Origin of the sequence: Veillonella sp. CHU110, assembly GCF_003992255.1 — a bacterium.
Classification (GTDB): Bacteria; Bacillota; Negativicutes; order Veillonellales; family Veillonellaceae; genus F0422.
Genome location: NZ_RQVA01000010.1, coordinates 17,566 through 32,537, shown reverse-complemented (window position 1 = coordinate 32,537; position 14,972 = coordinate 17,566). Strand labels below are relative to the sequence as shown.

The following is a 14,972-nucleotide window of genomic DNA, read 5'->3' as shown; positions in this document are numbered from 1 at the left end:
GTCTATCTACACATTTTGAAAGTAACAATACTTACCTTCCATCTTGCCGTTCAGATCCTGGTCCATCAACAGCTACATTTACACTAGCTTCACCAAATGTTTTCATATCATTTAGCATATACATGCCCGCATCTAGAACGGATAGCCCCATGGTGGAGCCTAATGCCTCGTCCATTTCAAAGCCATAGAACAGATGTGGCTTGATTCCTAAGTATTTCATTTGTGCTGTTTGCACTGGTTCTCCTGTATGGACAGAAGGAAATACGTAATCCATAACCGCTTCATTGATGCATTTCGCAGCTAATACGGCTGCTCCTGTTTCTGCGGTATCGAAGACCACCGCCATACGATGGCTAGCCGCCCCTAGGATGAGTCCTGTTAAGACCACCACGTCTGGAGATCCTACGGTAGCCAATACATGCACGCCGTCTTGGCTAGGCAATTGATGTTCTGCTAAGCTCGCCGTCAATTGTTTCGCCTTTTCTTGGATGCTCAAAGTGCAATTATTCTCTGTCAACAATTCTGCCATTGGGTATCCTGTGATGGCTGCTGTGACCGCCAACGCTGAAAGTAAACTTCTTTCACCGACAGTACCGATACCGATAGTCTGGTAGCCTTTTTCACTCAATTCATCAGCTAAGGCAAAACCTACTTCTAGACCTTGTTCTACGATGTCAGGTGTCAGAGCCGCATGCATGCGGAAAAACTTAGACCCTTTCGCTAATTTATGTTGGCGTACGCCTTCAATGTGATTGGTATCCAATTCTAAACCTGCATCCACTAAAAATACATCTGCCCCGATTTTCTTCGCAGCTCCATGAGTTGCAGAGTGACCAGATGCCAATCGTTCCATAGCTTTCAAACTTTCTACGCCATGTGTTTGGTTTTGTGGTCCATCTACAGCGATATCAGCTCCTGCGATAACAACAGCATGACGAAGATGGTTTGGTTTTTCATTTTTCAGAATCCCTGCGATACGTTCTGTAATCCCTTCTAAGCGCGCCAAGGAATACAATGGTTTTGTTAGGTTGTCGATGCGCAAACGACATTCCTCCATGGACGGTTTGTGCAATGGTTCGATGACAAAATTACGCATGGTGCTCACCTCCTGCAACTTCGTGGAACATGTCCACAGCTAAGTTCAACATTTGCATTTGCATGGATCCGCCAGTGGCCTCACCCAAGCAGAATCCAAGGTCTACATAGGCTTCGAGGCCCAATGTTTTCAACGCATCTTTGTGAGCTTTTTCAGCAGACAAATGGGATGCCATCACGTAATCCATAGTATGCGGATTCATGGCATGCGCAATGAGGGCGCAAGCGGTCGTATTGAACCCGTCGATGACCACCAATGCATGATTCGCCGCCGCCCCAAGGATAACACCTACTAAGCAAGCGAACTCTAATCCCCCTACGGCCGATAAAATGCCCAATCCATCTGTGGCTGGGATATCTGCATATTTTACGAGAGCATCGTAAACGACCTTTTGTTTTACTTTTAATCGTTCGTCTGAAATATTCGTGCCTCGTCCCGTTGCTTCGTCCGCTGAAAGTCCGGAGAACTTCGCTGTGATCACCGCACTGGATGTAGTGTTACCAATGCCCATTTCACCCACTAGGAAAGTATTAAAACCTTCTTTCACCTTCTCTTCTACGAAAGCAATGCCCACCTCAACGGCTTCAATAGCTTTGTCCATAGGCATAGCCGGCTCTTCTAGCATGTTATTCGTACCATTTGGCATTACCTTGCGATGGTGTAAACCTGGCACAGCAGACATATCCGCCGCCACCCCTACGTCGATGACTTCAATTTGAGCGCCACAATAATTTGCCAACGCATTGGCTGCCGCTCCTTTTGGAATCAAGTAGTTCATGGTCATATGCACCGTTACCTCTTGTGGGTAGGCGCTGACACCGATTTTTGCCACACCGTGGTCACCAGAGGCGATGATCATACAAGGCTTAGGAGCCATTGGATTTGGTTGATTCGTCGCCGCCGCATAATGCTCTACCATCGTCGCTAACTTACCATACGAACCATATGGAGTCCCATTACTCCACTGTTCCCCAATTGCGCGTTCAATCTCTTTATTCCGTGGCACAATCCGTGCCAACGTACTTTCATATAAACTCATACGTCCTCCTATGTGAAACCCATCATAAGAATACAAAAAAGCATAGCCCTAGACTATGCCAAGATGATTCCATTATAAAGTATTTTTCGGTCAGTTTCAATTTTATATTCTTATTATATACACTGAAAGCCCCACTATGTATCTTAAAAACTGCCCTTCGTGAAAGTTTTAAAGATACATAGTGGGGCTTCTCATACGATAATACTAATGAAGATATAAAAATTGAAACAGACCTAGGGAAAATAGGGTGGGGAAAAGATGTTACTTATTTTTATATACCTCACGTCTATGTGCTACTTCTACTATAAAAATAGTAACTTCTTTGTCATTAATTTCGGCAAATAGTCGATAATCACCTACTCTATATCGCCATACTCCAGAAAGATTTCCTGTTAGCATTTTTCCGTGGATTCTAGGGTCTAATGTACCTACTAAATATTTCAAAACCCAATGTTTTATCATCCTTGCTATAGATTGGTCTAACTTTTTAATTTGCTTTATAGCATGTTCTGAAAATTTAACCGAAAACACTAGATACCAAGCTCCTTCCAAACCTCTTCATGATCGTAAACTTTTTCATTATGAAGGTCTCGTCTTGCCTTTAAAATGCGTTCCTCATTAATTTGTAATTCATCCTCAATCGTATCTAGCACTAGATTACGAATAAAGGAAGATACATTTAAGTTATTAGCAGCAACATACGCTTGAATCATTTGACTCTCATCTTCAGATAAACGTAAAGAAATAGTAGTCGCCATAAATCTCCCTCCTTTTTGTAATACATGTAATACATTACTTACATTATATCATATATAAATTACCTGTCAAGAAAACCACTCCGGGGCCCAAACCACACTCTTCCCCCCTAGGTCGCCCCCTACTCAGAGTGGTTTAAATTCCCCTCACTGATAAACGCCAAGGAGCCCCCGTGTGTTTCGTCAAAACTTTCACGCAGGGCAGTCCCTAGGTCGCTATAGTGCTCGGAGTGGGTTAATTTCTATTAGCCAATTTATTATAAAGAAGTCCGCATACATTCCGTAAAAACTTTCACGTAGGGCAGTTTTCTAGGAATGTGTGCGGACTTCACTCACATACTTTTACGATATGGAATTTAAACCGATATGAGCGAACGACCTTTCCATTTGTTTGACTGCCACCGCCACACAAATATAAGTGCCCGTATGATCTCATCGATAGCCATAGCTACCCATACGCCAACTAGTCCCCAACCAAGGACGATGCCAAAGTAGTATGATAAGGTTACCGCAAAGATCCACATACCAAAGACGCCTACGAACACTGGGATACGAATATCTCCCGCTGCTTGCAAACACTGTACCAACACAATGTTAGCACCACGGCCAATTTCCAAAAATATTTCAATAAACAACACATCTTTTGCCAACTTAATGATCTCTTGATTATCCGTCACAAGACGCATCACTGGTTCACAAGCAAAGTAAAAGAACGTACTCAATCCCACACCAATAGAAACACCTGCTGCTGTGGTCATCCATACTCGACGCGACACTTCTTCTTCTCGTTTTGCCCCCATGAGGAATCCCACCACAATTTGTGCTGCATTGGCCAACGCAATGGTATACATGTAACAGAAGGTAGCAATGATATATACATATACCTTCGTAGTAATCACTACGAGCCCCATGAGGTTGATCATTTTCATAATCACAGTCTGTGACATTTGATAGGACAATGTTTCGCCTCCAGATGGAACAGAAATAAAGAGCAATTGTCTCAATGTATCCCATCGGAATGGCCGTATATATTCAACTTTCAGACGAGCCGTTAGTAAAGATTGATGGCACCAAATAATAAAACCTAGTCCCAATGCCTTGCTAATCACTGTCGACAAGGATACACCTAGGACACCCATGCTTGGTATTGGACCCCATCCGTAAATAAGCGCATAGTTCAAAATGATATGAACTACGTTCATGACAAGGGCAATCCACATGGCGATGCGCGGCATGGAATGCCCACGGAATACAGCCACATAAGTCGTATAAATTCCAGTGATAGGAATACTGGCTGCTACAATATTCATATACAAGCTGGTTTCTTGCAGAATCTCTGGTGGTACACCTAACCACTGGCAGAGCGTCTCATGAAAAAGTATCACCACTGCACCAGCAACGACACTGAACAATGTATGAAACACAATACTTATGGTGTAGACTTCATCAATTTTATCTGGTCGTTTCGCCCCTAAGTATTGGGCGATCAAAATGGTTGTGGCTGTACTCATCACAATGAGCAAAAACAAGATAACGTTAATAATCTGGTTCGCATTGGCTACGGCTGCCACCGCTGTTTCTGCATAATGACTGAGCATGAATTGGTCTACATTCCCCAGTAGCATTTGCAAAAATAATTCTATAAAGATAGGGATACTCAGTGCCCCTACCGACAAGGATATATCTTTTGTTACTTTCATAATGATTCGTTCTTTTCTAAAGCTCCATTTAATACGAGAGATTCCCAACTAGCCACTAAACAATATCTAGCTTCTGCTTCGGCTTCTTCCCAATGAACCCCATCTGGAAACCATTCACTGGGAACCTTACCACATTTAGTAAAGTTCAACGTATATCCCATAGAACGAACTTCTTTGGCTGCCCACCAGGCACCGATGCGATCATGACTATCTAAATATACTATATCTAATCCAGTAGAAGAAATCCAGGACATAATTTCACTCCAATACTCACTAGGAATTACACTAGCAGCTAATGTTTCTTGTAACGCCTGCTCAGCGACGCCTAATGGATTCTCCACCCCTGGCCCTTCTGTAGTTTGTACTTCCTCTAGCACTTGATCCACAATGGTTTGCGCTACTTCCATCATACTATTGCTCCTTTCTATCTATCCACTCTATATACTTTTTCCCCATAAGGCAAGGGCATCTAGAACCATTCTAAAAGACTCCCCTATGGGCGTTAGATACTATGCTACCTTATACTACATCTCCTAATTGCATATACTTCTATTATATCACAAACTGTATATTGATTATATTAGCCAATATGCATTCTCCATGCAACCATCTCTACGCTATCTATCACTGTTTATCGATAGTCAAGCTTGGTAAGCGATCTCGTATCTGTTTCGCTCGCTCCAAGTACTGCCCTAAACTACCTCCATTGTCATTAGCATGAAGCAACTGTTTTACAGTAGCTAATTCTTGCTCTACATTTTCAATGGCTTTCAACACATTCATGCGATTTCCATAGATAATTTCCTGCCACATACTAGGCAGCCCACTAGCCGTTCTCGTACTATCCCGCAAGCCACCAGCAGATAAACTCATCCGCTTATCACCCAGTTCATCTCCACCCGCTGTAGTAATCATAATCGACGCCAACATATGTGGCATATGACTCACCATGGCCAAATATTTATCATGGTGCTCCATCTCCACATATTCAATGCGAGACCCCACAGCACGGCCCATGTCAGCTAACTCCCGTGCCACTGTAGCATCATAGGCTAATTGTGCCTCATGCTCTAAGACAATCCACCCCATTTTCTGAAACAAATCTTGGTGAGCTTCTGTATAGCCACCTTTTTCGGAGCCCGCCATAGGATGAATCGATACAAAATGAACACCTTCTGGAATATGCTCGTACACGGTACTGGCAAACTCATCTTTTGCACTCGATACATCGGTCACCACTTGCCCCGGACGAAATAAATGGGCCACTTCTTCAAATAGACGACCATTCATTTCTGGAGGCAAGGCAAACACAACGATATCTGCACCCGTAATAACAGGTTCCACCATTGTGAAAGCTTGCGATACACAGCCTTCGGCTAGAGCCACATCACAAATCTCTTGACGCCTAGCGTAACCGATGACATCATATGTTGTATATACTCGTAATGCTTTTGCTAGAGATGCCCCTAGCAACCCTAACCCTATAATACCCACTGTTCGTGTCATCGAATCCCTCCTACTCCTCACCTTGAGGATATGTATCCATGCAGATAATCAAATGCTCCTTAGCTACGACTAGTCTATTTGATGCATATAAGCACTTGTCATAGACATAGTCCGTTCTTCTATATTTACTAGTTCTACCATGATTTTCTTATGCGGTCAACCTTTCATTATATTGAAAGTACCTATCTTTAGTTAGAAAGTATTACCTCCGTTTAAAACAAATAGCATGCTGTACAGTTAAAAACCACATAGCATGCTATAAAAATATATTAGTTTTGTACAGCTGTAAAGCGCTGACAAATGAATAGTGTATCATAGAATTATTTACGATTCTGTAGCTCGACGCTTATCCCAGGCCAAAATAAAGATAGTAATGATGATTAACGTCATACCCATCATATCCCACTGAGAAAACTCATTCCCTAGTACTAGCCATGCTAACACAGCCGCTGAAATTGGTTCGATGGATGAAAGTATGGATCCTGTAACAGCGCCCACACGACGCACCCCTTCTAGATACGCATTAAAGGAGACTACCGTACCAAAGATAATAATGCTCCAAAAACCACCATGGGCCCATAGATCCCAAACGATTCCCTCTGCACTCGGTTGGGTTACTATCCACGCAAACACGCCACCAATCAGCATTCCGAAGCCAACGATAGGAGCTGTTCCATACTTCTTTAATAACGGAACTGGTTGCACTGTATAAATACCAACTGCCACAGCAGATGTAAGGCCCCAAAATAATAAGGTATCATCTAAGGCTGCTAGATTCCACTCTCCTTGCAAGGCAATAATCGCCGTACCTATGGTAGCTAAGATCACGCTTATCGCTTCGGCAAACCTAGGTAATGCCATACGTCGTAACGACACATATAAAATAATGAGAGCTGGACCTACATATTGTAGTACCGTGGCAATTCCTGCCCCTGCATAGGCAATGGCTTTAAAATAGGTGTATTGACACAGCCACATTCCCAAGATGCCAAATATGATGAGCCGTATCGTATCTTTTGTATGAGTAAATACTTTAAAAATAGATACTCTCCCTTGCCAAAATGCAGCGAGTACCGTAATGGCTCCAGCTAAGGTCAGTCGCATAGCTACTACCCATTCCGCAGGCATATTTCTCTCTTGCTGCACAAATTGTGAGCACATACCGGAAAATCCCCAAAGGACGGCACCTACTACAATATACAACATGCCTTTCAGTATATATGAATTCATAACTCCTCTAATCACTTTCAGTATGACGATTGGCGTCGAAAGCAAGCATAAAAATGGTAATAATAATAAGAATAAAACCTATAATATCATAACTTGTAAAATGATTATCTAATATAGTCCAACCCAACAATGCTGCAGAAATTGGTTCTACAGAAGACAAGATAGAGCCCCGAACAGCTCCTATCCGCTGTACTCCTTCATGGTAGGCATTGAAAGAAACCACTGCGCCTAAAAAAACAAGGCTAAAAAAGGCTAACCATGTCCATAAATCCCATATGCTTTCAGTGTTATTCAAGTCGAAGACACCACAACCTACTAGACCACCAATGACCATAGCAAACCCTACGATCGGCATGGTTCCATAGGTACGAAGAATCCGATTGGGCTGATAGCTATAAATCGCTACAGCCACAGCCGAAATAAGCCCCCAAAACACGATGGTACTTTGTATCTGGCTCGCATCCCATTGCCCTTGCAAGGCAATACATACAATCCCCAATGTTGCCAAGATGACGCTGAGCATTTCAATCCATCGAGGCCATTTTACATATCGCAGACTCACATAGATAATAATAAAAGATGGCCCTAAATATTGGAGTACTGTCGCAATACCGGCCCCCGCATAATAAATCGATTTAAAATAAGAATATTGGCATAAGCCTATACCAAATACAGCAAAGATAACAAGATCCAATACATCTCGTTTGCAACGCCATACATTGAAAATATCTTTACCTTTTTGTGAATAGGCCAAGCCCAATGTGATAACCCCTGCCAGCAAAAGCCGAATGGGAACTAACCACTCTGCCCGTACATGTCGAAACTGTTGCAAAAACTGTGAGCACATACCGGAAAAACCCCATAGTATGCCCCCTAAAATTGTAAGCCCTACACCTTCCATCATATAGCGGTTCATATATATTCTCCTTATTCTCTAAGCAAGCTTTTATGAATTTTGACTACCACTTTACGAATCTGTTGTACCTCATGCGGTGCAATCAAAGTTCGATGTAATTCTCCTGGATAAAAGATACAATAATCCCCTGGACGAACAGTAATCGTTACTGTCCCTCCTTGGGTTGGATCATAGAAATAACAATCCTTGTCATCATAGGCCTCCACTACATCTGGTGCCGTTTGACGAATGAGGACTTCCATCTGCTCTTCCCCTATGACAAGGAATTGCACATCCATGTAATCCTTATGTCCCTCAATCTTTGTTTCCTCATACACACGTGTATCCACAATATCTACATTGGCATACATCAAATCCCCTTCAATGGGATAGCGTCCCCCTATAAAAGTCGTAAAATCATGAGATTTTAAAAACTCCAACGCCCGTTCCACCGCCTTAGGATAGTGAAACTGTTTGTAATCTATAGCTATACTTTGATATATCATGGCAGACTCCTTTATCATTACTCCATGCATCTCGTACATTTCTATGGCACTAACACATGAATCGTATCTATCTACTTTAACTATACTCGTATCACCATAGAAGGTCAAACACAATTTCTGCCCCCTCTTTTATTCTGTTATAAACTATGCTATACTAAAAGTAACAAAAGAAGAGCCAATAACGTGTCTGGGGCGTTAGGCTCATCTCAAAATCATTAAAATCGATGGCCTAACGTGTGTAAGTACTACCAATACTTACGTTTTACGTTAGGCTTTCTCATTAATTATTTAAATAAATCAATGAGTTGTACTATTAACTTTAGAATTAAAATCAATCTATAGATTTTTCTAAACTTTTTCATAGTACCACCTCCTCCCTTATGAGGAAGAGATAAGCCCAACAACACGTCGTTGACTCTTCAACTACTATTATACTACAAAATTACTCGTATCGTTAATATTTTCTTCTGAGGAACGCCATTATACGTAGAAGGTTGGTGATGTCCTTATTTTTATTACATTACACTAATGCAGAAAAGCGTGGTATACTCCGGAGCAAACCTACCGTAGGATCAGTTTGTGGAGGAGTATGCCACGCTTTTCTATTTTTCTTACAACAAAAACGTCACCAACTTCATAGCATCACAAGTTACGACTCTTCGTGCCCCGCAAATCCCGCGATGATTGTTTCAGCTTGTTTATGCGGCACTTCTTCGTATCCACTAAATTCCATGTTAAACACACCTTGTCCTTGTGTCATGGAACGCAACACTGTTACATAATCCAACATTTCCACCAATGGAACTTGAGCTTTTACTATAGTGATGCCTTCACGCACACCTTGGTCCATACCGAGTACGCGACCACGACGGCTATTCAAGTCACCCATGATATCGCCCATAAATTCTTCTGGACCGATGACATTCACATTATACACTGGTTCTAGCAAAATTGGTTTTGCATCCGGCACACCTTTTTTCAAAGCTTGAGCTGCCGCCATTTTAAAAGCCAATTCCGAGGAATCCACTGTGTGATACGAACCATCTACCAAGGTCACTTGTACCCCAATCATTGGGTACCCTGCGAGCAATCCTTTTTCTAAGGTTTCACGGACACCTTTTTCCACAGCTGGAATATATTGACGAGGCACGGCACCACCAAAGATTTTATCGACAAATTCAAACTCACCTTCATATAGTGGTGCAATACTCAACTTCACATGACCATATTGGCCATGACCACCACTTTGCTTTTTATGTTTACCTTCTACTTCCACTGTACCACGAATCGTTTCACGATACGGAATATAAGGAGTTTCTAATTTCGCGCGGACCCCATATTTACGTTCCATTTTTTGTAAAATATGTTCTAAATGGACATCGCCCATACAACGCACTTGCATTTGGCGCCCTTCTACATCTTTTATCACTTCGCATGTAGGATCTTCTTCTGAAATCCGTCCAAGAGCATTCGCTAATTTTTCTTCTTCCCCTTTTTTCTCAGGTACCATAGCGATACGATATAACGGTTGTGGGAATCGAATTGGCGCATATTGTACTTTAAATTCAGCAGTACCAAATGTATCTCCTGTTTTCGTTTCTGCTAATTTAGGAATGACCACGATATCACCGGCTTTTGCCACTTCTACTGGTACTTGTTGTTTACCAATCAAAGTCACCATTTTGCCCCATTTTTCTTCTACATCACGGGTTACATTGTACAGCTTGTCCCCTACTTTCAATTCACCAGAGAAGACACGAACAAAACTTTGTTTGCCTGCAAACGGATCTAAAATTGTTTTAAATACGAACCCTGTAAACGGTTTATCTGCCACCACGATATGTTCTTCCTTAGAATCTACACCGATAGCAGTCATCACTTTTTTCGTTGCATCTGGCATGTAACGAATCATACGATCTAGTACTTGGTCCATACCGATACGACCCAAAGCCGTACCACACATCACAGGACACACACGGCCTGTCAGCATACCTTCCCGTAACCCTTGGCGAATTTCTTCCAATGTTAATTCTTCGCCATCTAAATATTTTTCTAATAAAGCATCGTTACCTTCTGCAGCCGCTTCTACCGTCATTTCACGAATTTCTTCTACTTTTGCAGACAATTCAGCAGGTACGTCCACTTCTGTCATATTCCCATTTTCATAGACATAGGCTGTCCGCTTCGCCACATCTACTACACCTTTGAAAGTAGGTCCTTCACCAATAGGGATTTGCAATGGCATAATCGCCTTTCCAAAAAGCTCGCGCATCTTTTCTAAGGTACCAAAGAAATCCGCTTTTTCACTGTCCATTTTATTGATGAAAGCCATGCGAGGCATTTGCAATTCTACACCATATTCCCAAGCACGGATGGTATCGATTTCTACGCCTGTACCAGCAGATAATACCATGAGCATACCGTCTGCTGCACGCAAAGCAGACCGCACCTCCCCATGGAACTCAGAATAACCTGGAGTATCGATAAAGTTAATTTTATGACCTTTCCATTCACAAGGTGCCATACCTAATTGAATCGTCACATTCCGTTTGATTTCTTCTGGTTCAAAGTCCATGATATGTTTATTATCTTGTCCTTTACCTACAAAGTCTACAGCACCACAAGACAATAGCAATGCCTCTACCAATGCTGTTTTACCCGCCCCGTCATGGGAGACCACCGCCACGTTTCTGATTAAATCACTAGTATATTCTTTCATGAACATCGTCCTCCTTTACAGCCGAAAACAGTCTATTGTTTAAATAATTCTACACAAACAAGAAAACTCCTTTTAAAAATCGCAAGATATTCATGCAAATTACGCATATATCTAATTATATATGGTTGAAAAATTATTTTCATACATATTCCGTTACTTCTCTACTAAACTAAATTTTTACTAGGTAAATTCTATAGTTTATGGTATTCTAATAGATATATCATTTCAGAACATATATGGGAAGGGAGTTATATAGTATGAAAGACAATGAATCAAAGACGTCATTGCATCGGGGGCTGAAAAGTCGACACATGCAAATGATTGCCTTAGGCGCCTCGGTGGGGACAGGCCTCTTCTACGGATCCGCCCCAACAATCCAATTAGTAGGACCCGGTGTTATTTTCTCCTATTTATTAACTGGTATCTTTATTTTCTTTTTAATGCGTATGCTAGGAGAAATGTCGGTTCGTGAACCTGTGTCCGGCTCCTTTACCTATTTTGCTAGTAAATATTGGTCTTCGTTTGCAGGCTATTTATCTGGTTGGAATTACTGGATCGTGTACATGCTTGCCAGCATGGCAGAACTCGCTGCGATTTCAGTGTACTTAGATTTCTGGTTGCCAGGCATTCCGCATTGGATTACTACACTGGCTTGTATTACATTGGTCACTGTGATTAATCTTATTAATGTTCGTGCCTATGGGGAAGTGGAGTTCTTTGCTTCTTTGATTAAAGTAGTGGCCATCATCGCCATGATCGCCTTTGGTGCATACCTCATCTTCTTTGGAGATATGGGGTCATTCCCACAAAACTTCTCCAATCTTTGGATTCATGGTGGATTGTTCCCAAATGGAGCCTATGGATTCATCGCCTCTATTGCTGTAGTTATGTTCTCCTTTGGTGGGGTCGAATTGATTGGTATCACTGCAGGAGAAGCAGAACATCCTGAAAAAACATTACCAAAAGCGATTAATGAATTATTAGCTCGTATCCTGATCTTCTATGTAGGTACAATGACTGTCATCATGGCATTATCTCCATGGAATGAACTTGGCACACAAGCGAGCCCATTTGTTCAAATCTTTACCAACATCGGTATTCCAGCAGCAGCTCATATCTTGAACTTCGTTGTTGTGGTCGCGGCCTTATCTGTATACAATAGCTTGCTCTACAGTAATTCTCGTATTTTGCACAGCATGGCATTATCTGGTGATGCTCCAAAAATCTTCAAGAACTTAACAGCTACAGGGGTACCATTAATTGCTACTTTGTTCTGTGCAGCCTTAGCCTTGATCGTTGTATTCTTAACATACATCTTCCCAAGCGCTAGTGACGTGTTCTTGCAATTGTTGGCTATCATCGTAGCAGGCCTTATCATTGCATGGTTCATCATTCCAGTGACACACCTTAAATTCCGCAAACGTTTTGCTCGCGAAGGTCGCCTTGATGAATTGAAGTTTAAGTCTATCTTGTATCCATTCACAAACTACTTCTGCTTTGCGTTCATCGCTATGGCAGTAGGCGTAATGTTGACCATGGATTCCATGCGCACATCCATTTATATCATTCCCGTGTGGATTGGCGCTCTGTACATTGCGTATAAACTTAAGAAAAAATAATATCTAACACAAAAAGGATAGCTAAGCATATGCTCGGCTATCCTTTTTATTATGTCATTTCAATGGAAATTTTCGTACTTTTTGCAAATGAAATTTTCTTCAATGGAAAAGAGTCTATTAGTTTACTACCTGTAATCCTCATAGAATGATATAATATTATAAATAAGCATACTATCTCTTTAACCTACCAAAAAATCTATGTGTTTGATATATATGCATCTATTATAGTATGAACATTTTACAAATTCTATTGCACCCTAAAAGGAGACTACCCCTATGAAAGTATTTCGATTATTAGCCATTGTTGTAACTACCTTACTCCTAACCATGAGCGTTTCATTCGCATCTAGTTTATATCCACCATATCTAAATGGAGATAAAAACCTAAAATTAATTGATGGTCACATGGGAATTGCTTACTACTACGATAGTACATCTGTCGTTAATATGTTATACAACCCTCCCTATTACCAATTGGCTGTAAACGTTGCAGTAGTTCCAGACGCTCATAAAGGTAATACAGCAATTTCTAGAGTTATCCCCTTTAGATTTTATTACAACATCGACAAACCAGAGATTTTATTATTAAACAATAATACAGGTTACCCGATTACCTACCTACACCCTGATCAACCATTATCGATTAGCCGAGTACGATTGCCAGCTGCAGAAAAAGCATTCCACCAAGTATATAATATACGATTCTTCGATAGCTTCTCAAATGAATTCTATTGGAGATAACATAACAATCAGTATATAACTTTACACAATAAGAGGCTGTAACAAAATGTAATTTTACATGTTTGTAACAGCCTTTTCATACAATATATAACAGTACTATATTAGAATTTACAATAACGAGGTACCACAATGGCATGGCTAGAAATTACACTCACTACGACGCATGAAGCGTCTGAACTCATTACAGATACATTGCTCGCTTTAGGCGCTGAAGGCGTTTACACAGAGGACCCTTATGAGTTTGATCAATTGACCGACGATGGATTCGGCATTATCAAACCGGACCGTGAAGAACTCTACGATTCCTCAGACGTCACTGTGAAAGCCTATATAGCCCCAAATCTATATGAGGTTGACCAATTAGAGACTCTCATAAAAAGTGAGCTCCAGCAATTACAAAGTACTTTCACCATGGATTTCGGCCCCCTCGCGCTGTCCATTACCATGGCGGACGAATCGGGTTGGGACGATTGGAAAACGCAATATCCACCCATCCCTATGACGGATAATCTTACTATTATTCCAGATTGGGCGGAGTATAGTCCTCGCGAAAATGAACACATCATTCGCATTGAACCTGGCATTGCCTTCGGCACTGGCGATCATCCTACCACAAGATTGGCAATCCAAGCGATGGCGCAACATCTCACTCCTAACAGTACCGTCTTTGACGTAGGCACAGGGTCTGGCATCATCGCCTTATTTGCAGGTGCTCTCGGCGCTCATTCTGTGACAGCCTTTGACCTAGATGAAACCGCCACGGCCAACGCTCGTAACCATGTGGCAATGAATCAATTGGAATCCGTTGTGACGGTACAAACAAATAATTTATTAGAAGGCGTGACGGAAACAGCCTCCCTCATCGTGGCGAATATTATTACGCCTATTTTGCTACGTTTACTAGACGATGCTTACCGTTGCCTAGAACCTAAGGGCGTATTCATTATGAGTGGCATTCAAGAGGGCGAAGAACAAACTCTTATGGATGCAGCCTCAGCGGTTGGATTTATCAATCTGTCTACCACCACAGAAAATAACTGGGTCTGCATCACCTGCCATAAATAATAGTTAGTACTATGGTCATCTCATACAGTATAAAACTGGCAAGTTCTTCTATCATGTACAGAAACTAAATGCGATATAAAAACTAAATATAGTAAAAAAGC

14 protein-coding genes are annotated in these 14,972 nt (G+C 41.6%); 3 read left to right on the top strand and 11 right to left on the bottom strand.

Features of this window, described 5'->3' with window-relative positions; translation table 11 throughout:
• Positions 1-31: 31 nt before the first annotated feature.
• The 11 genes from EO122_RS05545 to fusA form a co-directional block, all read right to left on the bottom strand.
• Positions 32-1,096, bottom strand: coding sequence for a nicotinate-nucleotide--dimethylbenzimidazole phosphoribosyltransferase (locus EO122_RS05545; RefSeq protein WP_127009738.1), 1,065 nt, complete (start codon positions 1,094-1,096; stop codon positions 32-34).
• Entirely contained in the window at positions 1,089-2,135 is a 1,047-nt protein-coding gene (cobT, locus tag EO122_RS05540; RefSeq protein ID WP_127009737.1) for a nicotinate-nucleotide--dimethylbenzimidazole phosphoribosyltransferase, read from the bottom strand. Before cobT ends, EO122_RS05545 begins: the two co-directional genes overlap by 8 nt.
• A 261-nt stretch (positions 2,136-2,396) precedes the next feature.
• Positions 2,397-2,666: a type II toxin-antitoxin system RelE/ParE family toxin gene (locus EO122_RS05535; protein WP_126937922.1), complete on the bottom strand. Its 270-nt coding sequence runs from the start codon at positions 2,664-2,666 to the stop codon at positions 2,397-2,399.
• Entirely contained in the window at positions 2,666-2,893 is a 228-nt protein-coding gene (gene relB, locus EO122_RS05530) for a type II toxin-antitoxin system RelB family antitoxin (RefSeq protein ID WP_127009736.1), read from the bottom strand. The genes EO122_RS05535 and relB overlap by 1 nt, the downstream gene beginning before the upstream one ends.
• Positions 2,894-3,246: 353 nt before the next feature.
• On the bottom strand, positions 3,247-4,590 hold the full coding sequence (locus tag EO122_RS05525) for an MATE family efflux transporter (protein ID WP_127009735.1): 1,344 nt from the start codon (positions 4,588-4,590) through the stop codon (positions 3,247-3,249).
• Positions 4,587-5,000, bottom strand: a complete 414-nt coding sequence (locus tag EO122_RS05520) for a hypothetical protein (RefSeq protein ID WP_127009734.1) — start codon at positions 4,998-5,000, stop codon at positions 4,587-4,589. Before EO122_RS05520 ends, EO122_RS05525 begins: the two co-directional genes overlap by 4 nt.
• Before the next feature lie 214 nt (positions 5,001-5,214).
• Complete coding sequence (locus EO122_RS05515) at positions 5,215-6,096, bottom strand: prephenate dehydrogenase/arogenate dehydrogenase family protein (RefSeq protein ID WP_127009733.1); 882 nt, start codon at positions 6,094-6,096, stop codon at positions 5,215-5,217.
• Between the two features lie 324 nt (positions 6,097-6,420).
• Entirely contained in the window at positions 6,421-7,326 is a 906-nt protein-coding gene (locus EO122_RS05510) for a DMT family transporter (protein ID WP_127009732.1), read from the bottom strand.
• A gap of 7 nt (positions 7,327-7,333) precedes the next feature.
• Positions 7,334-8,242, bottom strand: a complete 909-nt coding sequence (locus tag EO122_RS05505) for a DMT family transporter (protein WP_127009731.1) — start codon at positions 8,240-8,242, stop codon at positions 7,334-7,336.
• 11 nt (positions 8,243-8,253) lie between these two features.
• Complete coding sequence (locus EO122_RS05500; RefSeq protein ID WP_164725968.1) at positions 8,254-8,727, bottom strand: YhcH/YjgK/YiaL family protein; 474 nt, start codon at positions 8,725-8,727, stop codon at positions 8,254-8,256.
• Positions 8,728-9,376: 649 nt separating this feature from the next.
• On the bottom strand, positions 9,377-11,446 hold the full coding sequence (gene fusA, locus EO122_RS05495) for an elongation factor G (RefSeq protein ID WP_127009729.1): 2,070 nt from the start codon (positions 11,444-11,446) through the stop codon (positions 9,377-9,379).
• 257 nt (positions 11,447-11,703) lie between these two features.
• Here fusA and EO122_RS05490 point away from each other — a divergent pair, with 257 nt between their 5' ends.
• From EO122_RS05490 to EO122_RS05480, 3 genes are all read left to right on the top strand, one after another.
• A complete protein-coding gene (locus EO122_RS05490) occupies positions 11,704-13,065 on the top strand; it encodes an amino acid permease (protein WP_127009728.1) in 1,362 nt (453 codons plus the stop codon).
• 276 nt (positions 13,066-13,341) lie between these two features.
• Positions 13,342-13,806, top strand: a complete 465-nt coding sequence (locus EO122_RS05485; RefSeq protein WP_127009727.1) for a hypothetical protein — start codon at positions 13,342-13,344, stop codon at positions 13,804-13,806.
• A gap of 129 nt (positions 13,807-13,935) precedes the next feature.
• Entirely contained in the window at positions 13,936-14,871 is a 936-nt protein-coding gene (locus EO122_RS05480) for a 50S ribosomal protein L11 methyltransferase (protein WP_127009726.1), read from the top strand.
• The last annotated feature ends 101 nt before the right edge of the window (positions 14,872-14,972 follow it).

Bases quoted from the DNA above. Each gene is read 5' to 3' on its own strand.
- EO122_RS05510 (WP_127009732.1), bottom strand. From the start codon at position 7,326: ATGAATTCATATATACTGAAAGGCATGTTGTATATTGTAGTAGGTGCC.
- EO122_RS05520 (WP_127009734.1), bottom strand. From the start codon at position 5,000: ATGATGGAAGTAGCGCAAACCATTGTGGATCAAGTGCTAGAGGAAGTA.
- relB (WP_127009736.1), bottom strand. From the start codon at position 2,893: ATGGCGACTACTATTTCTTTACGTTTATCTGAAGATGAGAGTCAAATG.
- EO122_RS05525 (WP_127009735.1), bottom strand. From the start codon at position 4,590: ATGAAAGTAACAAAAGATATATCCTTGTCGGTAGGGGCACTGAGTATC.
- EO122_RS05505 (WP_127009731.1), bottom strand. From the start codon at position 8,242: ATGAACCGCTATATGATGGAAGGTGTAGGGCTTACAATTTTAGGGGGC.
- EO122_RS05485 (WP_127009727.1), top strand. From the start codon at position 13,342: ATGAAAGTATTTCGATTATTAGCCATTGTTGTAACTACCTTACTCCTA.
- fusA (WP_127009729.1), bottom strand. From the start codon at position 11,446: ATGAAAGAATATACTAGTGATTTAATCAGAAACGTGGCGGTGGTCTCC.
- EO122_RS05490 (WP_127009728.1), top strand. From the start codon at position 11,704: ATGAAAGACAATGAATCAAAGACGTCATTGCATCGGGGGCTGAAAAGT.
- EO122_RS05480 (WP_127009726.1), top strand. From the start codon at position 13,936: ATGGCATGGCTAGAAATTACACTCACTACGACGCATGAAGCGTCTGAA.
- EO122_RS05500 (WP_164725968.1), bottom strand. From the start codon at position 8,727: ATGATATATCAAAGTATAGCTATAGATTACAAACAGTTTCACTATCCT.
- cobT (WP_127009737.1), bottom strand. From the start codon at position 2,135: ATGAGTTTATATGAAAGTACGTTGGCACGGATTGTGCCACGGAATAAA.
- EO122_RS05515 (WP_127009733.1), bottom strand. From the start codon at position 6,096: ATGACACGAACAGTGGGTATTATAGGGTTAGGGTTGCTAGGGGCATCT.
- EO122_RS05545 (WP_127009738.1), bottom strand. From the start codon at position 1,096: ATGCGTAATTTTGTCATCGAACCATTGCACAAACCGTCCATGGAGGAA.